This is a genomic window from Humiphilus diazotrophicus, from assembly GCF_059726315.1.
The window spans coordinates 1,020,319-1,040,243 of sequence record NZ_AP040870.1 but is presented as its reverse complement, the minus strand read 5'-3'; the positions used below and the strand labels follow the sequence as shown (position 1 = coordinate 1,040,243).

Sequence of the window (19,925 nt, the reverse complement as noted above, 5' to 3'; positions counted from 1 at the left end):
GCCTCAACCGTACATGAGATGTCGGGGTCTTATGTGCGACTGTATTCCTGCGAGCCACATTAGGTTTTGACCTGTTCCTCTCGTGTAACTGCCTGCAGGGCTAGCTTTTCTCTGGAGCGAATCAGTCGTGTAATAGACATGAGGCAAATCGCAATTGCGAGCCATCCAAACCAATCGCCTAGCATGAGGTAGATGGTTCTGCTGTGTACTACCGGGACATTTGCCAGCAATGTTGTATACGGTGCTGAATCGCTTCGGGCTTCGGAAATGATGCGTCCGCGATTGTCACTGACGGTCAAATATCCGTTTTTTGCCGCACGGACCAGAGTGAAGCCGTCTTCTACTGCTCGCATAACGGCAATATGTCCGTGCCATGCACGATCGATATTAAAGTCCCAGCCGGGGACCAGCATAAGGGCAACACCTTGGTTCCCGTATTTCCGCAAGAGAGGCGTAAAATCCATATCTTTGCAGATTGCTACACCCCATACGCCGGAAGGTCTGGACATCGTGGTAAGTGAAGTTCCGGGCTTAAGACTGGATTCAAAGGGAGGTAGCATATGATGCTTGTCGTAGCTCAGAACGGCGGCTTCGGGTGCATATACTCTGGCTTGGTTGTACTTCTCGGGGGGAGATACATGGAGGAGTCCGACAACGATGGTGGCTCTGGTCTTGTTTGCGACAGATTGGAAGAGGGCATCGGTTGTCGAACTGTCGGGATCTACCACTACTCCCAACTTCTCCGGCAGGACAATAACCTGTGCGCCACTGTTCGCCAGCTCTTCTGCTTTTTTCGCGTAGTCTTGGAATAGTCTCTCTGTTGCAGCACCTTCTGCGACGATACCTGCATTTTCGGGAGCATCGGAGGTGACGAGTCCTACATGAATCTGAGGTTGCGTAGGAGCAATAGCGAGACGTATCCCTCCGAGGATCAATATCAGGGCAATTACGCTCAAGCTTGTGATCATGATGCAACGCGCTTGCTTTGGGGCAGAGCTGCGAAGATGGAAACCGATTGCTAGAGCTGCAGGGAACAGCATCAGGAAAAAGCTCATTCCCCATGGGCCGGTTATCGATGCCAATTGTAGAAAGGGAAGAAAGCGCAACTGCGAGTATGCGAGACTTCCTCCTGTGCCATGGACAGAGCTGAGATTTCGGATAAACTCGAAGGCGACCCAGACGGCAGGAAAACCAATCAGCGCTGTCCATATTGATCCGGACAGCACCAATCGACGGAAAATCAAGACCGATGCTGCGAATGCGAGGGCTGCTGTTCCGAAGGCTCCTGCCCATACTGCTGGAGGCGCTCCTAACAATCGAAAGTAATGCCAAAGATTGAGCCCGCCAAGTAAAAGAGTAAGAATGCCTGCTAGACTTGCGGTCCACCATTGAGAGCGCAGGGAGACGACTAATATCGGCAGAGGCGCAAACCACAACAACGGCCACCAGGGATTGAGGCCATTGCCGAACCAGAAGAGAACGGACGAAATAACAATTGCCGACAATGTGATCGCGAAACGCTTGTAACTAGCTGCAAATGCCATGGAAATACCTCTGGAAGGAGCGATGACAGAAGGTGCGGAATTGAGAGGCAGACATGTCCATACGTCCACCTAAATAGAGTATTACGAGGCCTTGCAAAAGAGCGCCGGATTCAAAGACGATTTCCCAGGCATCGTCTTTGCGGAAATATCCGCTTGCCATTCCCTCAAGAACTAAATTTGCCATCAAATTTGCGGTGGGGGAGAACCCCTCCTTGAAGTCGTGGGGGTATTGCCGGGCTCCTGCACGTGGCTTAAGAAACATAAGTTCAAAGAGGTGCGGTTTCTCAAGAGCATGTTCCAGGTATACGTCCAGTAGCTTTATTAAACGGGTTTCGATGTCGCCGGAGATCCGTGTGTCTTCCAGGCGTGTTGCTAACTCTTCGAAACCCGTATCAGCCAAAACATTCAGTAAGGCTGCCCTGTCTGCATAATGACGATAGACGGCCATTGGCGTAATCCCGACCACCTTTGCAACTCGGCGTATCGTGACAGCATCCGCTCCCTCTTTATCGAGGATGCGGCGGGCGATGGTGGCGATCTTTTGAGCCGTGGGGGTAGCCATCAGGTATACACTGTATACCTGATGGCCCGGAAGAGTGTCTAGTCAAAACAGCGTTTGAGCAGGTGTTTTAATTTGCCAGTTTAATTTCGGCGAGCTTGCGGGCTGCGGATAGATCCTTTGTTGCCTTGACCTTTAGCCGAATCCCTGTACCTTCCGGATACCGAGGGGCGTCCTCCAGGATCTTGGCGAGGCTTTTAGAAGGTTTACTCTGTTTTGCCGCTTCCATTGCTTTACCTCCCAGGATAAGAGCTACCTGGAAAAAGCCGTCATGGGGAATCATATATAAAATGGTTCTCTTTTTTAGTTTGAGCAACAAGGACCAGCCGGTTTTGACTGAATAAGATTTCCACTCCTGAGTCGTTACCGCATGTTCCTCTGCGAGCCAATCAACAAGTTCTTTCCATGCGTCTGCACTCGAGCCTAAGGCCTCGGCGAGTTCTTCTTCCGAGGGTTTGGCTGATTTGCCGATGAATGCATTTTGACTTTCCACTTTACGCCTTTCTTGTCCTGGAGCTTGCGATCTCAGAAACCTCAATTCTGGATTTGGACCAAATATTACTTGAAGATGACTTCTTCTTCATGCCGAATTCCTCTCGATTTCAGATATTCGTTTTTCCTTCGATTCGGTTTCAAGCGTGGAAGGGAAGCTGGCTCAAGTTCATGAATTTATCCCAATCGTAGAGTTAATAACATGGCGCTAATTGCCTCGATAACTACTTAATTAGGTATTAATGAAATGGATTAATATTGTTTTCCATAAATGCCGGATCTAATCTTGTTGCCGGAAATGTTTCTTCTTTGCTGCTAAGCTGTTTACTTTCTATTATTTGACGGACGTGTTGAGGATTGGCCCTTCAGTTGCTTTAGGAGCTAATCCAAGCAGTTCTTATGTCCCCTTCATAATTGAGGAGTGTCAAAGTGAGAAGAACTCTGCACTTAGTGGTTGGGCTATTGGCCATTTCCTTTTTCGTAAAGCCAGTTTGGTCCCAGGTAGAAACTGGCACCATCAATGGTTCTGTCGTAGATAGTTCCGGCGCAGTAATTCCTAATGCGACTGTGACCGTAACGAATCTTGGGACGGATGCCTCTCGTGCCACAAAGACTAGTAATTCGGGAAGTTATACAATCAGCGGTCTAACGCCTGCACGATACCAGATAAGAGTTGAAGCCTCAGGTTTTCAGCCGTTTACAGGCAAGGCGGAGGTGACCGTCGGTGGTCATGTAACCCTGGATGCAAAACTTTCAGTCAGCTCTGAGACAACCAAAGTTGAGGTAGTCGCGAGTGGTGGCGCTGAGGTTAATACTCAGACTCAGGAACTCTCGCAGATTGTTAATACACAGCAGGTTTCACAGCTGCCAAGTCTTACCCGTAATCCTTATGATTTCGTGGCCATCTCTGGCAATGTCAGCAGCGGTGATCGTTCCTCCCAAGCCTACAGCACAAGTCCAGGCAATACAGTTGGAGATCAGAACGATACCAGCCGCGGTGTGGGCTTCACGATTAATGGTCAAAGATCTACGGGTACCGACATATTGCTGGATGGTGTAGAGAACAACGATGTGTTTAGCACCGGTCCTGGGCAGACAATTCCAATCGATTCTGTTCAGGAATATCGCGTCATCACGAATAACTTTTCCGCTCAGTACGGTCGTGCCGGTGGAGGCGTGGTCAACGTTCTCACGAAATCCGGGAGTAATGCTTTTCATGGCAGTGCGTGGGAGTTTAACCGTCTCTCGGCGTATACATCGAATACATACGACAATAATGCGAATGGGGTAAAGAAGGGAAACTACACCCGTAATCAATTTGGTTTTGATATCGGCGGTCCAGCTATAAAGAACAAGTTGTTCTTTTTTGAGAGTACTGAGTGGCTGCGGGTGCGCAGTTCTGCAAATCAGCTCTCATTAGTTCCAGATCCCGCATTCATTGCGCTTGCTCCTGCCAATGTTCGGAGCTATTTTGCGACCTTTGGCAAAGGACAACCCGCTGCGAATGCCGGAGTTATTACTGCCGGTCAGATTTCCGGTACACCCGGTGGCCCATTCTCGGCTATTCCGGCAAGTACACCCATTTTCGATGAAGTGAGTTTTACCTCTCCTGCCAACGCGGGAGGCGGGCCGCCGACCAATCAGTACTATCTGAACTCTCGGGTCGATTACAATTTTTCGGATAAAACCCAGACTTACGTGCGCTATGCTCTATGGCAGTTGACCGACGCCAATGGAGCCGTCTCTTCTACTCCCTATCCCCAGTACAACGTTGGTGACTCCGATACTTCGAATTCAGTGTTGTGGAATATTTCCCATCTCTTTAATCCCTATATTGTCACCAATACAAAGTTGAGCTTTACACGCTTTTTCCCAAAGCAGTCTTTCGATACCACCCTGCTAAATGCTCCCACTCTTTTTCTCTACAACAACGCATCTGTCCAGGGACATTTAATACAGTTACCCGGATTTTTCAGCCAGTTCACAGGAACGGGTGGCTTGCCGTACGGTGGTCCGCAGAACACGATTCAGTGGAACCAGGATCTGAACGTTACCAAGGGCAACCACTCCATGCAGTTTGGTGGTTCTTTCATCTATATTCAAGAAAATCGTGCCTATGGTGCGTATGGACAGGCCCTTGAGCAGCTTGGCAAATCTCTGCTTACAGGGCTCGATGGATTCATGACGGGAACCAACGTCCTCTTTCAGGTTGCCGTGAATCCCCGGGGAGCGCTACCCTGTGCGAAGAACTATGTTACGGGAGCGCTTACTCAAACCGCTTCCTGCAGTGTGACTCTACCCGCAACATCGCCGAGTTTTGCACGTAGCAATCGCTTTAATGACTGGTCTGTATATGCTCAGGACGCGCTAAAAATTACACCTCACTTAACTCTCAACTATGGTGTGCGCTACGAGTATTACGGGATTCAACACAACAATAACCAGAATCTCGATTCCAACTTTTACTATGGGGCGGGTTCAGACATCTGGACTCAGGTCCGAAACGGAAATGTCTACACTGTGCCGAATAGCCCGATCAAGAAACTTTGGAATCCGCAGTACGGAACCGTAGCGCCTCGTATTGGCTTCGCTTATGATCTGTTCGGGGATGGCAAGTCATCGCTTCGCGGCGGATATGGAATTAGCTACGAGCGTAACTTCGGCAATATCACTTACAACGTTATTCAAAATCCACCGAATTACGCGACAATTCAGGTTGCGAATACCCCTGTGACGAATTCCAATGCTGGGCCGCTTGCGGGGAGCAGTGGTTCCGTAGCACTGCCACCGACCAGCTTGAGGAACGTCGACCAGAATATCCGCACCGCACAGACTCAATTCTGGAGTTTGGCAATTGATCGCCAAATCCTGCCACGTACGGTCGTTTCCGTGCAGTATTCCGCTGCGCGCGGTACCCATCTCTACGACATCAAGAACTACAACGAGTTGGGTGCCGCCAACGTGTATATGGGGGACAGCTTTGCGCTGGCTACCGATGGGAAATATCACTACTCTCGCCCGAATAATCAATACTCTTCGATCAACAACCGTGGCTCGAATGGGGATTCTTATTACCAAGGTGCCAATATTGCGCTTCAAGCTTCAAACTTGGCAAATTCCGGTTTAAGCCTCGTCATCAACTATACCTACAGCCATGCAATTGACGATATCAGCTCGACATTTTCCGAGAGCAATAGCGCCTCAAATGGTGTTGGAAATTTGGGGTATCTGAATCCCTTTACTCCATATCTGGACCGAGGTTCTTCCGATTTCGATATTCGGCATCGTTTTGTAGTTGCTCCTATCTGGGAGACTCCTTGGTTTAGGTCTCAGCGTTCGTTGAAAGGAGAGATTCTTGGCAGGTGGATGGTATCCGGCATCTATCAGGTTCGTACCGGAACCCCGTTTAGCTTCGCGGATAGCACAAACTCACTTAATGCAGGATTCGGCCAAGGCATTGTGCGGTACACGCCTTCTACGCCGATTCGTTCATATTCGGTTACCGGTACTCGTGGTCTTCTTTCTGCAAACAACTTCTTATTAGCCAAACTACCTGACGCTGTTTCGTTCTCAAACCCTGCGTACGGAGGTGTTTCCGATTTTGGTCCCTATCCAGCCGCAATGACAGCGCGCAATGCATTTGCCGGTCCCGGAGCCTGGAATCTCGATATGGCAGTATCTAAGTCCTTTCCTCTGCGAGAAGGATTAAATATTGAGTTAAGGGCCGAAGGCTTTAATGTGTTGAATCACGCTAACCTTTACGTTACCGGTGCGCAGAACGATATCGGAAACTTCCTTGGCGGTACCGGCATTCAGGTTACCGGCAAAAAAGGCGGTATCAATGGCGGTGCAAACGACGAACGTAGATTTGGACAATTTGCGCTGAAAGTGAACTTCTGAGATCCAGGCAGTCTTCTATTCCTAAAGCAAAACCAGCGTCACTGTGTCCTGCCCGAATACGGTGATGTGCAGGTTTTCTTAGCGGAAAACCTGCGCAAGGATTTGTGGCTCGGGATACATCTACGCTGGTTTTGCTCTAAGCATCTGATAAGGGGCCGATTCCTGGCCCCTTTATTCCTGCCTCTCTGCCTCAGTTGAGATTTATCCATTTCAGCCAATACATTGTTTCATGCAACCAAACGGTTGCTCGTTTCCTGGCGCATGTATTAATATGCAACCTGGAGGTTGCGAATATGGATGATCGTATTGAGAAGCAGATTGAGATTGCGGCACCTGTTTCCAGAGTGTGGCAGGCATTAACCGATTCGCAGCAGTTTGGTGAATGGTTTCGCGTGAAGATGGAGGGTCCCTTTGTTCCCGGTCAGTCTGTCAGTGGACAGTTAACCTGGCCAGGATATGAATATCTGCGAATGGAAATTGTGGTAAAGGAGATTAAGCCAGAGATATATTTCTCCTATACTTGGCATCCTTATGCGGTCGATCCGAAGGTGGACTATTCTCAGGAGACGCCTACTTTGGTGGAATTTCAGTTGGAGCCGACAAAGATAGGGACATTAGTGAAAGTGATTGAGTCCGGTTTCGACAAGATTCCTTCTGATCGACGGGCTGAGGCTTTCCGCATGAACAATAACGGGTGGGCTCAGCAGATGGACAATATCAAGGACTATGTTGCGAAGAAATTCTAGCGGACGGACTAGAGCGGCAGCTTTCGCAGCCTTAGGTGATGAAACTCGGCTGTCGCTCCTGACCAAACTTTCGGATGGGCAGCGGTATTCGATATCAGAGTTAACTGATGGGACCAAGCTTACCCGGCAGGCGGTGACCAAGCATCTACGTGTGCTCGAACGTACGCGCATCGTGCATGGCTCGCATGCAGGGCGGGAAACCTTGTTTGAGATGAATCCAGGGCCCATTCAGGAGATGAGGGATTATCTCGAACTTGTTTCAAAGCACTGGGATGCTGCTCTTGGCCGGTTGAAGAGTTTTGTCGAAAGCAAGTAGCACTAAGCTGCGAATAGCAGAGGAGGAGCAAGGCCCTCACTCGTTGCGTAATGCTTCTATGGGTTGAATCGAGGCGGCTCGTCCGGCTGGGATCAATCCCGCTATCAGCGTGCTTACGCTTAGAATAACTGTTGCAGTGCAGAGTGAAAAAAGGTCAAACTTTCCTACTCCGTAGAGCTGGTATGACAAGAAACGACCGATAACAATCGCAGTTGAGAGTCCGAGAAACAGACCGACAGCAACTTGGAAGAGTGCTCCGTACAGAACCATTCGAATAATATTGGGGCGAGTTGCTCCCAAGGCCATACGAACGCCAATTTCGGCAGTACGACGAGCCACATTGAAGCCAGTAACACCATAAAGGCCAACAGAAGCAAGCAGCAGTGCCAGCAGGCTAAAGAATCCGGTCAAGCGGGCGATGAGCCGCTCCTGATTGAACTGTATCGCTACCTGCTCGGTGTAGGTCTTGAGGGTAATAACCGAGAGGTTTGGGCTTATATCGGATAGAGCATTCCTAATAGCTTCTTCGTAGTTCTGTGGAGAGCCGATCACGCTTACTTCAATCAGATAAGCGTAGTGTGTTCCTGCCTCCAAACGCTGGTAACCAGTAGGGACATATTGTATGGTCTGCGAGAAGGGCAAAAAGAACATGGGACTTTGTATAGTGGTGGGATTCTTATACTTTGTCTCTTTGACAATGCCTACAATCTCATAGTCGTAACCGTGCCCTGGTAACTGAAGGCCGAAGTGTTTACCGATAGCATCTTCACCTGGAAAGAACTTTCGTGCAAAAGCTTCATCCACGACCGCCACAGGACGAGACGACTGTGTATCGTCTTTCGTGAAGCTTCGTCCGCGCAGGATCGGAGTTCCGATAGTCTCGAAATAGTGAGGACTTATGCGCAGCAACAGGGTGTTGACGTCTGCAATCCATTTTTCATCTCGCCCTCCGATGGAGATGTTGAGATTGATGCAACAGAGATTTTGTGGCCCATTATTAGATACACTGGCACCGCGTACACCTGGAATCTTTTCCAGCCGTTCCTGTAGTTGTGAATAGACTTCAGGAAGTTGTTCGGGCTTGAAGCCTGCAGCTTTGAAGTTGGTAGTAGCGACGAGCCTACCCTGAGTTTGAAATCCTAGATCGGTCTTTTCGAGATTCCTAAGACTCTGGACGACCATTCCTGCTATCGCGAGCAGTACCACGGAAAAAGCAGCCTGAACTACAACCAGAACCTGCTGAGATCTCGAGGAGCCTGTTCCTAGGCTTCGGTTGCTATGCCTCAAGCCTTCGGTCGGCTGGCTTCTTGTGGTCATTAAGGCCGGCACGATGCCAAAGAGAATCCCTGTAAGGAGTGATGCCATCAATGCAAATCCCAGAATTGGTAGAGAGGGAGCCGCTGCGACAGGAATGTAGTTTGCACCCCGGAAGACAATTAACAAGATAGCTTTCGCCCCCACATAGGCCACGAGCAGGCCGGCTACACCTCCGACGATGGCGAGCAGGATACTCTCCGTCAAGGCTGCTCGAACCAATCGTAAGGGGGTGGCTCCGAGCGAAAGACGTAGTGCTGTTAATTGCTGGCGAGCTGTATTACGGGCGAGGAGCAAGTTTGCCAGGTTAGCGCAGGAAATAAGTAGGACCAGCATCGCGGCTGCAGAAAGCAGGTACAGTCCATTTCGGGAGTTGTTTCGAAATGGGGAGATGCCTGTACCCGCAGTGGTTAGCTGAACGTGCTGCCTCGGTAATTCCGATAGCTCGTCTTGATTGAGCTTTCTATTTTCACGAAGCCATTGCCGCAATTCAATGGTGAGCTTATCTTCTGTCTGATGGGGCGATGCTCCTGTTTTCAATCTTCCGATAATGTAGAGCCAGGCATCTCCTGAAGAATAGAGAAGAGACTTCTGCCCTTGTCCCTCAAAGGCAGGCTCCTGACTTAGAGGGAGCCAGAACTCGGGAGGATTTGAGGTGAATCTATCACCTAGAAAACCCTCGGGTGCTACTCCAATCAGAGTTACGGGTATCTCGTTTACCAGTACAGTCGATCCAATGACGGCAGGATCGCCAGCGTAGTGACGCTGCCAGGCTCTATATCCGATGACAGCCACTGCTGGTGCTTGAGGCTGGTCATCCGATGGATTGAGCAATCTACCGGAACCTGCCTGAAGGCCCAATGTCGAAAAGTAATTGCCGGAGACATACTCTCCAACGATTGCTTGCGCAGCTTCTCCAGAATTTGAGCGGCGAAGATTAAACGCTGGCGCTCCCCCGGAAAAAGCAGCCAACTGTTCAAAAGAGGAGTCCGTGTCGCGCAGATGCTTGTAGAACGGATAGTCGAAGGTTCCCCATGAGCCCTGCAAACCACCCCATTCGCAGCAGTAGAATTCACCCTCGCCAACACGATAGAGATGTTTAGGATCGGAGATTGGCAGCTGCTTTAACATGACAGCGTGGACCAGCGTAAAAACAGCCGTATTTGCTCCAATTCCTAAGGCCAGTGTCACGATTGTGACAGAGAAAAAGCCCGGGCTACGAAGCAATTGCCTGAAGCCATAACGAAGATCCTGCCAGAGGGATTCGGCTACGAATTCCCAGCCGGCAGTTACAACCTTCTGCTTGACTGCTTCCATACTGCCAATTTCGATTCGAGCGGCGCGTACTGCCTCGGAACGACTCATGCCCTTACGCATTTTGTCTTGTGTGGCAGCTTCCAGATAACCAAGAAGCTCTTCATCCAGCTCAGCGCTTCGATGAGCTGGGTTGAAAAGTGTTTTTAGTCCGATCCAAAAACTTCGCAGCAGTTTGTAGAGCATGGATTGAGAACCTCTAGACAATCTAGAGGAATCATGAGCCTTGCTTCTCTAGATTGTCAAGAGGAAGTCTGAAAGAAGGCCCCGACCGGTTGAGTTTTCTCTATTCACGCGGAGTCGCTGTAATCGAAACGAAGTCTTAAGACCTAACATGTTGAGATTTAACAATGGTTAAGTATTGGCTTGACAATAGTGGTAAACGTGCCAATACTCAAGCGCATGCTAAAGTGTCGATGGAGAGATCCATGTGTACGTTTCTACGGAGAATGCCCATGACTAGAGGAGAAATGAGATGCGAAAACTGATTGTTTTTAATCATGTGACGTTGGATGGCTACTTTACTGGAGAGAATGGAGATTTCAATTGGGCGCGTGCAGGAAACGACGATCCAGAATACGCGGCATTTGTTGCCCAGAATGCAAGCGGAGGCGGACAGTTGCTGATGGGAAGAATTACATACGAGTTGATGGTGAGTTTCTGGCCAACGGCTGCAGCTATGCAGCACATGCCTGCTGTTGCTGAAGGTATGAATCGAATGCCCAAGGTTGTATTCTCAAAAACTTTGAACACTGTTACGTGGAATAACACCCGCCTGATAAAGAGCGACATGGTTACAGAGGTGCAGAGTATGAAGAACGGGACAGGCGATACTCTGGTGATTCTGGGGAGTGGTAATATTGTTTCTCAACTGGCATCCGAAGGTTTGATTGACGAATATCAGTTGGTCATAAATCCAGTAGTCCTCGGTAAAGGAAGAACCCTATTCAATGGAATAGGGAAAACTCTGAGGCTGAACCGTGTAGGCTCACGGATCTTTCAGAATGGAAAGACCCTCCTCTGTTATGAACCCGCAGCTTAGCACTAAGCTAACCTGACGGACTGTTGAAAGCCCAAAACCATTGAAGATAGATGCATAGCTGTGTCCACGAGCCACTTTCCGGCGAAGAAAACGGCCCCCAACTGATCTTTGATCGGACTTGGTAACGCCGGAATTGCGCGAGGGAGGAATCAGGGTAGATGTATCCGCAAGCCACAGAGGACTGCGCAGCTTTTCCGTCAAGAAAAGCTGCACTTAACCTTTGCCGGATCGGACACCGTAACCCTGATTCCTCTCTAGCTGGAGACGCGGTGGATACCCAAAATTGTTCTGAACCAAGCAATAAGTAAAGCTTAAGTTTGTACTATACCTTTGTGGGGAGATTCGTATGGCAGAACGGTTTGTCACCCATAGTACCTTCGTGATTGAGCGCCGCTATACTCAATCTCTGGAAAAAGTATTTGCTGCGCTGTCTGATCCGGAAAAGAAACGCCGTTGGTTTGCTGACGGAGAGGAGTCGCAGACGGAATCCTTCGAAATGGATTTCCGAGTTGGGGGCGTTGAACGCACGGTCCGGAAGGCAAAGAATGGATGGGTATTTACGAATGACACTGTGTATCGGGATATTGTGCTGAACACGCGAGTCGTTTTTGCCTACAACATGAGCCTGGGGTCAAAATGTATCTCTTCTTCTCTCGTTACTATGGAGCTGTTACCTGCCGAAGAGGGAACGGATTTTATTTTTACGGAGCAGGCAGCATTCTATGAGGGAGCGGATGGTCAGCAGATTCGTCAGGACGGATGGCGTTTATTGCTCGACAATCTTGTTAAGGCATTTTCCGAGTAGCTGAGGAATCAGCAGACGAAACGGAATCATGGCAAATCAGAAAGTAAAAATTGATCTTGTTTTTCATGCTCTTGGAGATCCGACTCGGCGCGCAATCATTGAGAGATTGAGCGAGGGGCCTGTTTCGGTTTCGAGCTTGGCCGAGCCGTTGTCGATCACCCTGGCGGCAGTTGTTCAGCACTTACAGGTCCTGGAAAAGAGTGGTCTTGTGCATACCACGAAGGTTGGACGGGTTCGTACGTGCCATATGGAGCCTGCCGGGCTGACTGTGGCAGAAAGATGGATAAATGATCGTCGTTCCTTGTGGGCAAAGCGCCTTGATCGTTTGGGAAGACTGCTCAGCGAATCTGAGGAGGAATAGCAGATGGCGAATGGAGCTAGCTACTCTGTGAATCCAATAGGATTCGTACGTTCGCCGTTGAAGAATCGGCAGGACGCGCCTAGGCAGGGAATCGAAGGCGCCCCGAAGCGTGGATAGAAGTTCTTCCGGCTTTTCGCGATGGCTTGGCTGGAGTAGTTGCGGGCCGGGAAATCGTCCTGATCACATGGTTTCATCAGGCAAAGCGGGATGTCTTGAAGGTCCATCCCCGTGGAGACAAGAGTTTTTCAATAACCGGAGTCTTTGACACGCGCTCCCCCGATCGCCCCAATCCCATTGGTCTTCATCCCGTGACTGTTTTTGAGGTTGCGGAAGGTTCCCTCAGAGTGGGTCCCCTGGAAGCAATCGATGGAACTCCGGTCGTGGACATCAAACCCGCCTTATAGTGTATTTCTCACTTTCCCAAGGAAGCCCTTCCTCTTTGTTCCCCGCAGTTGTGGGCGTGATCACAATTACTCCCTTCGCAATTTTCTCCGGCGTTCCGAAATCGATATGCTTCGTCCCGGCCAGTTCCTAAAGTCTGTGAATGAAGGCGAAGAAAGCGTGTATTTTGTTAGGGAACAGCTTATGTAAGGAGTCGGTTATGGCGCGAGTGGCAGTTGTGGGTGTGGGGGCGATTGGGGGTGCACTGGCTGGGCTTTTGCAGACAGCCGGCCGGCATGAGATCACTCTCTGCACGCGTCGACCTCTTCGGACTCTGACCGTAAAGACGCCTGATGGTCCTGTTTCAGTTCATGCTCGGAATATTTTCGATCCTAAAGAAGCTCAACCAGTCGACTGGGTGCTGGTATCGACTAAGGCATACGATGCTGAGTCTACTGCCGCCTGGTTTCCTGGCTTGACCCGGGAGGGAGCTCCGGTAGCTGTTCTGCAAAATGGAGTGGAGCACCGCGAGCGGTTTGCGCCATATTTGCCTTCGGAGCGAATTGTTCCTGTAGTTATCGATTGCTCGGTAGAGCGCCAGGAAGAGGGGCTTGTTTTGCAGCGTGGTGGTGCGCTCATGAAGGTGGAGACGACTACCTTGGGACGAGATTTCGCCGAATTATTTAGCGGAACGAAAGCGGAAGTTAAGCTTGCAGATGATTTCATTACCGAGGCATGGCTGAAATTATGCGTAAACTCGGCGGGAGCGGTTTCCGCACTAGTCATGAAGCCTGCCGGCATCTTACAAGAGGAGGCACTGGGCAGGGTGGCTATGGACATTGTTGCGGAGTGCGTTGCCGTAGGAAGGGCCGAAGGCGCCCGGCTCGATGACCAGATGCCGCAGAAGGTGCTTGCCCGCTATCGAGCCCAGCCTGCAGATTCCATCAATTCCATGCTGGCAGATCGAATGGCTGGACGCTCTATGGAGGTTGACGCCCGAAATGGAGTTATAGTTCGTAAGGGCGAAAAACATGGCATCGACACGCCGTCGAATCGAATGGTTGTGGCACTGCTTCAGGCATTTGAGCGTACGGCAATACCTACGGCGAAATAGCAAATTTTGCAATTTGTATTCGTGATGACTCGAATTGATCAGATTTTCGATTGCTTCGGCCGATGAGCGGTTATTAGGGAAAGCCAACGGAATCGGGTTGTCTTTTGGTCTCTGGCGTGCATCTTAGGGTTTCATATGTCACCCGATTCTCCCTTTTAGATACCCGGCGGGACCGATTCGGTTATTTCGTGAGTAAATCGGCGCTTGTAGTTGCTCCAAGTGTGATGGAATGGATGGCAGAACCTGGGTGGAGTGAAGATGACGACTGCAGGATGCATGGCAGAGGATGAGCTAAGACGCGATCTCGTCAAATTCGGCAGATGGCTTTATCGGCTGGGCTTCATGCCCGGTACCTCAGGGAACCTCTCTGTCAGGCTCTCTGCTGATCGCTTATTGGCTACGCCTACGGGGTGCAGCAAATACATGCTTAAGTCCTCGGATATGGTGATTACCGATCTAGAGGGTCGCAAGGTATTCGGCTCGCGGAATGTAACCAGCGAGATCAATATGCATCTCGCGATTTATCGGGCCAGACCGGACGTAAATGCGGTGGTTCACTCGCATCCGCCAATTGCTACAGGTTTCGCCTGTGCCGGGCGTCCACTCGACGAACCGATATGCTCGGAGGCCATTATGTCCTTGGGCTCGGTTCCACTTGCTCCATATGCCACGACGGGCACCGATGCTCTGGCTGCCAGTCTGGCGCCGATCATTCCCCATCATTCCGTCATTCTGCTCGCAAATCACGGGGCTGTAACGTATGGAGAATCGCTTCTAGATGCCTTCCTGAAAATGGAAACTTTAGAGCACTTTGCCCATATCTGCCTGGTGACTCACCAGTTGGGGTCGGCGCGTCCATTGCAGGATCAGGATATCCACGATCTTCTTAAAGCCAGGGCTAAATATCTGGACAAGGCTCATTCCACAGAGTCCCGGACTCCCGTTCCTGTCTAGCGGTACGAGGTATGGAGCGTGGCTTTTTCGAAGCTGACGCTTTATGCCTCATCACTGTTTTCGTAGACATTTCCCTCATAGGCATAGATTTGCCAGCCCCGGAGCGGTGCAGCTTTCCTGGCAGAAAGCTGTGTAGGCCTTTGTGTCCTTCCCCTCACGTCTGTAGAGATGGTCTAGTCTGTCGGATCTTCCGGGCCAAAAAATCGATAAATAATTGAGAGATATGGAGGTATTGGTTTTCGCGTGTCTAAATGTAGTCATGTAAATGGTTTACATAATATTTTATAGTGTTCATTATTATGCTATTCTTTTACGCATGTACGTTGCTGTTGTTCCTAACCGCAACTCGCCACCGGCCATCTTACTGCGAGAGTCTTACCGCCAGGATGGCAAGATCAAGAACCGTACCATCGCCAACATCTCTCATTGGTCAAACGAACGCATTGCCGCTCTTCGCGGTGCTTTGCGTGGTGATTTCGATCAGGCAGCCATCACCGGCTTGCCAACCTTGGGGCCGTCCTTCGGACTCCTGTCCGTTCTTAAACAACTGGCCGATCAGATAGGGATTAGTTCGGCTCTAGGAAATCGCGAACTGGGCAAGTTGGGTTTGTTTTTGGTGCTGGCGCGGATTGCCCATCAAGGTTCTCGACTCTCGGCGGTGCGCTGGAGCCAGGATCAGGCGGTGAGTGAAGTGTTGGGTCTGCAGTCGTTCTGTGAAGATGATTTATACGAAGCCTTGGATGATCTATGCCTGCGGCAAGAAAAGATCGAGCAAGCGCTGTATCGGCACTATCGACGTCAGCACAGTGAACCTCCGCAACTGTTTCTCTACGATGTCACCAGCAGCTACCTGGAAGGCGAGCAAAACCAATTAGCAGCCTTCGGTTATAACCGCGATGGCAAACGCGGCAAGATGCAGATTGTCATTGGGCTGCTGACCGATCTGGAGGGAGAGCCGTTGGCGGTGCGTGTATTTGCCGGCAATACCGCCGATCCCAGCACCGTACCGGAGCAGATCCGTCTCCTTCAGCAACAGTTTCAGGTTCAAGAATTGATCTTCGTGGGCGACCGTGGAATGGTCAAGAGCAAAGGCCAACAAGAGCTTCAGCAGCGGGGTCTGCACTACATTACAGCTCTTACCGATCCCCAGATTCGTCGTTTCCTGGGCCAGGGACTCCTGCAGTTGGATCTGTTTAGTTCTCAGATTTGTGAGGTTCAGGATAACGGGACTCGTTATATCCTGCGCAAAAACGAAGACACTGAGCGACGAGAGAAATACCGTCTAGAAGATAAGTTGACCAAGCTGGAACGGTTGGTCCAACAACGTAACGTACAGGTGGAACAGCATCCTCGCTGCAAACCAGAAACAGGATTGCGCAAGCTACAAGACTGGGCACAAAGACATAAGGTAGGCGGAATTGTTGAGTTAATCCAAGAGGGAAATCTCCTGCGACTACAGCGTAAAGAGGAAGCCATACAGCAGGCTTTGCTCTTAGCGGGCTGTTACGTGTTGGCTACCGATGTCCCCATGACACAACTCGACACCCAGCAGGTGCATGACAGCTACATGGCACTGCAGAAAGTAGAAAGAGATTTTCGTGCAATAAAAACTGGGTTATTGGATATCCGCCCCATCTTCGTGCGCAAAGAAGATCGTACGCGTGGACATGTCTTCTGTTGTATGTTGGCCTTGAAACTTAGCCGCACCATCGAACAACGATTAAGAGCTGCTTTCGGCACCACCGATACGGACCCTAATGCTATTACCTTGCCCGATGCCCTGGCTTCCTTAGAACGTCTATGTCTTTTGCATTATCCGGTCGACGAGAAATCAACCCTTACCAAACTGCCTTTGCCGGATATACGCCAGAAGCAAATTCTGGATGCTCTCCACGTCCATCTTCCCGCTATGTAGTCAGAACCTCTTCCCGCTCGGAGAACAACAATCTCTTTCCCCTCTTCCTGTTACACCTAAATCTCTGCCCCCTTTCAAACGGAAGATCCGTCTGTCTGCGTCTGTCCCGGGCGCTTTCCAGCTAACAGTTTCGGACTGATCTGTGCCGCTTCAGCGATCATGACGCCCATTTTCGGATGGGAGGGTTGAAAGTCAGGTGTGATGCCCTGCCGCTCCAGTTCTTCCGTAGTGCTTGGGCCTACGGAGATGACAACCGTAGAGCGGAACGCCTTGCGCAGATCCTCTGTAAGTCCCATCTCCTTGGCCACCTCCATCAGGTGGATTGCCTGCACTCCCGTAAGGAAGAGAACCACATCGATCTCTTTTCGCAGGAGAGCGTGAATTGTGTTCTTAAGTTCTGTGACATCTTCCGGGAGAGCCCATTGATATACGGGAACCCTCGTAACTGTCGCATTCCTTGAAGCAAGTCCTTCGAGCAGTGGAGTATTTGTTGCGCCATATTCCTGTACGGCGATCCGGACATTTTTCATATCTGGACCGAAGGCTTTATCCATGGATTCCAGAACTTCGCGCCATGTGCTGGGTTCTGTGCTCACAACGGAGGCTGTAAGTCCGAATTCGCGCAAGACAGACTGTGGTTTGGGCCCGCGCACGGCAATCTTCGTCCGACGTAGCGAGGAGAGAAAGGTTTCGCGATCGTATTGAGTAAAGATGGAGTCGAAGAGGATACGTGCACCAGCTCCTGTCAGGAAGAGAACTACATCGAATTGACCATCGATAAGATTGGCGGCAAAAGATAGAGCCTCCTGATTCGATTCCAGAGGAATCTCCCGCATGGAAGGTACGACGATCGGACATCCTCCGTTATTCTCGATCAGCTTAGCGACCTCGCGGGCACGACGGCTCTCCAGTGCCAATACCCGCAGTCCCTGAAAGTTTTCCTCCGGCATCGAGCTGCCTCCCAAAAGTAATGTTCTCCTGTTCTCTAGAATAGGACAGCAGCTCGATTTCGAAGAGTTGCTGTCTTTATTCAGCAGCCGGGGCCGCTTGCCCTTCCTGCGCGCTGGCTGTTAATACCGTAGGCCGCACCTGTTGCGCTCTGGAGTCTCGCAACACATATTGCAGACTGAATATACCTGCGGTTGCTGCGGCTGTGGGTTCCCAGGTTGAGATCCATCTTGTCCCTAAGGCAAGAAGTGTGCCCGCTGCGAGAACGAAGAGTCCCGCGAAGAGCAGAAATCCACTGCCGTAATGCCCTGTTGTGCCCTTGATCAGCCCCAGTCCGAAGGGAAGGAAGAAGCCGCCAATTCCGCCTGCGGCTCCAACAATACCTGTGATCACCCCAACTTTGGACGAAAAGCGTAGCGGAACCAGCTGGAAGACTGTTCCATTTCCCATTCCTAAAATCCCCATTGCAACAAAGAGGAGTGTCGTGGCAATTCCTATTGGAGGAAGGGTGCTGATTCCGGCAAAGAGACAGGCGGCGCTGAGCATCAGGATGATAAGGAACTTAAAGCCTCCCACTTTATCTGCGATCCACCCTCCGACAGGACGTAGAAAGCTTCCTGAGAGGACGACCAGGGTTGTGAAATCTCCGGCGTGTACCTTCGAGAGATGGTATTGATCGGAGAAGAAGACGGTTAAATAACTGGTGAGTCCGACGAAGCCTCCGAAGGTCAGGCTGTAAAAGAAGCACATCCAGTAGGTATCAGCTTCTTTGAAGATACCGGCATGCCCTTTGGCAGGAGTTGTCGCGGTCTTCCTGCTGTCTTTCGCAAAGATGGCAAAGAAGAGCAGAACTGCAATCATCGGCATCATCGCCACCGCAAAGGTATTGGCGACTCCGATATGTTGAGCGAGACGAGGCGCGAAAAGAGTTGCCATTAGGGTTCCGGAGTTTCCTGCCCCGGCAATTCCCATCACCAATCCCTGCTGTTCCGGTGGATACCATCTGCCGGCGAGAGGCAATGCGACAGCAAAGCTTGCCCCAGCTATGCCCAGGAAGAATCCGACGACATAGAAGTGCCAGAGTAAATGCGCAAAGTGCCAGCCGAGAATTAGTGGGACGAGAGAAGCGGCCATCCCCAATAACCCTGCACGGCGACCTCCGATGCGATCTCCTACAACCCCGAGGATTGGGCGAAAGAGCGAACCCCCGAGGAGAGGAATGGCCGTGAGGAGTCCCTTCTGTGTTGCCGTCAAATGGAGCTGTTCTGAGAGGAACGGAGCCAGGGGGCCTAGCAAGACCCAAACCATAAAGCTGACGTCGAAGTAGAGAAATGCCGAGATCAGAGTAGGGAAGTGTCCGGATTGTAGAAAGGCTTTGCGATTCACTTAGACTCTCCTCTTGGTGGAAGCTGGCGTTGAATGCGCAGACGAATTTCCTTGTGCTGTAGGAGAGATCGGATTCTCAGCCTGCGACGGGCAGCCTGATTCCTATCTTCGAAAGGCAGCAGATGATCGTGCGCCGTATTGTCTTGTTGCAGATTTGGAAAGATGATGTACTTCGCCCCAAACCACTGCCGTTGCGAGGTCTTCTTGGAGTGCAACTTGTGTGGGGCCGGATCAATTGACACGTCGGGGTGTCAGCAGGATGCGATCCGTGTTTAAAGGAAATACCATAGCTCCTGCAGCGAAGCAATAGAAAAGCAGCTTGGTGGCCTCTTTACGAGGAGACTTGATGGAGCGGCTATGGCCAACAAAAGAGAATCTTGTTCTGTTGCCACGCCAATGAAAGTTTTTGCTGCCCAACTTTTAGCTGCGATAAACGTCATCGCCCGAGATGCGGACTGTACATCATTAACAGAATCCCGCTTCTGAAATTTTCCTCTTGATCACCGTGCGAAGCTGAAGTACGATCTCCCTACACCGACCGATAGGGAAACCTCTTTATTCGTTGGTGTTCCTCTAGAGAGCTCTCCATGGCATGTCACTGAAGACAATGCTTCTACGGCGAGATCTCTAAACGATGTTGTAGCTTCTTCCCGCACCTGGACGTGTTGAGCGAAGAAGAGCCACACAGCACCTTGCTCCCCGGCGAGCAAAGCCCCTGCTTGTATTTCCTGCGCAGGGCATTCACCCAGAACTGAAGGATTCTTGTGGGAAGACGCGCGTGTTGATGCCTTTGCACGCTTTCCCTGGAAAACTATCAGATTCATTTGCCGCGGA

At 50.6% G+C, this 19,925-nt stretch carries 16 protein-coding genes; 10 read left to right on the top strand and 6 right to left on the bottom strand.

Features of this window, described 5'->3' with window-relative positions:
- Positions 1-59: 59 nt before the first annotated feature.
- The 3 genes from AC6I7T_RS05740 to AC6I7T_RS05730 form a co-directional block, all read right to left on the bottom strand.
- Positions 60-1,544 (bottom strand): nitrilase-related carbon-nitrogen hydrolase, encoded by a 1,485-nt coding sequence (locus AC6I7T_RS05740; RefSeq protein ID WP_497792371.1) that lies wholly within the window; start codon positions 1,542-1,544, stop codon positions 60-62.
- Positions 1,528-2,106, bottom strand: coding sequence for a TetR/AcrR family transcriptional regulator (locus AC6I7T_RS05735; RefSeq protein WP_497792370.1), 579 nt, complete (start codon positions 2,104-2,106; stop codon positions 1,528-1,530). Before AC6I7T_RS05735 ends, AC6I7T_RS05740 begins: the two co-directional genes overlap by 17 nt.
- Positions 2,107-2,173: 67 nt before the next feature.
- Positions 2,174-2,596, bottom strand: a complete 423-nt coding sequence (locus tag AC6I7T_RS05730) for a DUF3788 domain-containing protein (RefSeq protein ID WP_497792369.1) — start codon at positions 2,594-2,596, stop codon at positions 2,174-2,176.
- A 428-nt stretch (positions 2,597-3,024) separates the two neighbouring features.
- On the opposite strand from AC6I7T_RS05730, the gene AC6I7T_RS05725 reads away from it, so the two are divergent.
- The 3 genes from AC6I7T_RS05725 (at position 3,025) to AC6I7T_RS05715 (ending at position 7,557) form a co-directional block, all read left to right on the top strand.
- On the top strand, positions 3,025-6,495 hold the full coding sequence (locus tag AC6I7T_RS05725) for a TonB-dependent receptor (RefSeq protein ID WP_497792368.1): 3,471 nt from the start codon (positions 3,025-3,027) through the stop codon (positions 6,493-6,495).
- Between the two features lie 293 nt (positions 6,496-6,788).
- The gene (locus tag AC6I7T_RS05720) at positions 6,789-7,241 is read left to right on the top strand and encodes an SRPBCC family protein (protein WP_497792367.1); all 453 of its coding nucleotides are present in this window, start codon (positions 6,789-6,791) and stop codon (positions 7,239-7,241) included.
- Positions 7,222-7,557 carry an ArsR/SmtB family transcription factor gene (locus AC6I7T_RS05715; protein ID WP_497792366.1) on the top strand — a complete coding sequence of 112 codons (336 nt, stop codon included), beginning with the start codon at positions 7,222-7,224 and terminating at the stop codon, positions 7,555-7,557. The genes AC6I7T_RS05720 and AC6I7T_RS05715 overlap by 20 nt, the downstream gene beginning before the upstream one ends.
- A gap of 36 nt (positions 7,558-7,593) precedes the next feature.
- Here the strand turns inward: AC6I7T_RS05715 and AC6I7T_RS05710 are convergent, their stop codons facing one another.
- Positions 7,594-10,371 (bottom strand): ABC transporter permease, encoded by a 2,778-nt coding sequence (locus AC6I7T_RS05710; RefSeq protein ID WP_497792365.1) that lies wholly within the window; start codon positions 10,369-10,371, stop codon positions 7,594-7,596.
- A 289-nt stretch (positions 10,372-10,660) separates the two neighbouring features.
- On the opposite strand from AC6I7T_RS05710, the gene AC6I7T_RS05705 reads away from it, so the two are divergent.
- The 7 genes from AC6I7T_RS05705 (at position 10,661) to AC6I7T_RS05675 (ending at position 16,757) form a co-directional block, all read left to right on the top strand.
- The gene (locus AC6I7T_RS05705) at positions 10,661-11,227 is read left to right on the top strand and encodes a dihydrofolate reductase family protein (protein WP_497792364.1); all 567 of its coding nucleotides are present in this window, start codon (positions 10,661-10,663) and stop codon (positions 11,225-11,227) included.
- A gap of 346 nt (positions 11,228-11,573) precedes the next feature.
- Entirely contained in the window at positions 11,574-12,032 is a 459-nt protein-coding gene (locus AC6I7T_RS05700) for an SRPBCC family protein (protein WP_497792363.1), read from the top strand.
- A gap of 28 nt (positions 12,033-12,060) precedes the next feature.
- Positions 12,061-12,393, top strand: a complete 333-nt coding sequence (locus tag AC6I7T_RS05695; RefSeq protein WP_497792362.1) for an ArsR/SmtB family transcription factor — start codon at positions 12,061-12,063, stop codon at positions 12,391-12,393.
- Between the two features lie 143 nt (positions 12,394-12,536).
- Positions 12,537-12,797 carry a TrmO family methyltransferase domain-containing protein gene (locus tag AC6I7T_RS05690; RefSeq protein ID WP_497792361.1) on the top strand — a complete coding sequence of 87 codons (261 nt, stop codon included), beginning with the start codon at positions 12,537-12,539 and terminating at the stop codon, positions 12,795-12,797.
- Between the two features lie 197 nt (positions 12,798-12,994).
- Positions 12,995-13,888, top strand: coding sequence for a 2-dehydropantoate 2-reductase (locus AC6I7T_RS05685; RefSeq protein WP_497792360.1), 894 nt, complete (start codon positions 12,995-12,997; stop codon positions 13,886-13,888).
- A 258-nt stretch (positions 13,889-14,146) separates the two neighbouring features.
- Positions 14,147-14,842 carry a class II aldolase/adducin family protein gene (locus AC6I7T_RS05680; protein WP_497792359.1) on the top strand — a complete coding sequence of 232 codons (696 nt, stop codon included), beginning with the start codon at positions 14,147-14,149 and terminating at the stop codon, positions 14,840-14,842.
- A gap of 265 nt (positions 14,843-15,107) precedes the next feature.
- Positions 15,108-16,757, top strand: coding sequence for an IS1634 family transposase (locus tag AC6I7T_RS05675; RefSeq protein WP_497792358.1), 1,650 nt, complete (start codon positions 15,108-15,110; stop codon positions 16,755-16,757).
- A 74-nt stretch (positions 16,758-16,831) separates the two neighbouring features.
- On the opposite strand, the gene AC6I7T_RS05670 is transcribed toward AC6I7T_RS05675, so the two are convergent.
- Complete coding sequence (locus AC6I7T_RS05670; protein WP_497792357.1) at positions 16,832-17,707, bottom strand: uroporphyrinogen-III synthase; 876 nt, start codon at positions 17,705-17,707, stop codon at positions 16,832-16,834.
- 76 nt (positions 17,708-17,783) lie between these two features.
- The gene (locus tag AC6I7T_RS05665; RefSeq protein WP_497792356.1) at positions 17,784-19,091 is read right to left on the bottom strand and encodes an MFS transporter; all 1,308 of its coding nucleotides are present in this window, start codon (positions 19,089-19,091) and stop codon (positions 17,784-17,786) included.
- Between the last annotated feature and the right edge of the window lie 834 nt (positions 19,092-19,925).